Here is a 248-nt window from a genome sequence, read left to right on the forward strand (position 1 = left end):
AGCGCCACCAACAAGAGTGCAATACTCACTTCAAAAAGCCCGGTCCCGCGCTGCCTGTTCACGCTGCTTCCCCGGGGCAAAGGCCCTCACCGCGAGCAACCCGACTGCGCCCTGCCCGGGAGAGTACGACGACGAATGCATCACTGCCGCTCACACCTTTGGCACACAGCTGAAAACTGACATTCCGATTGGCGCTGCCATCTGGCCGCCACCGGACGGCGTCATGCAGTGGGCGGCTGGACTGTCGA

The 248-nt window shown here is 62.9% G+C and carries 1 protein-coding gene; it reads right to left on the reverse strand.

From position 1 onward, the window contains the following. Window positions 1-58: 58 nt before the first annotated feature. Window positions 59-248 (reverse strand): hypothetical protein (locus tag A3709_RS24625; protein WP_231871224.1); only part of this gene is annotated, 190 nt, incomplete at its 5' end.

This window comes from Halioglobus sp. HI00S01 (genome assembly GCF_001635445.1).
In the GTDB taxonomy this organism is placed as follows: domain Bacteria; phylum Pseudomonadota; class Gammaproteobacteria; order Pseudomonadales; family Halieaceae; genus Halioglobus; species Halioglobus japonicus.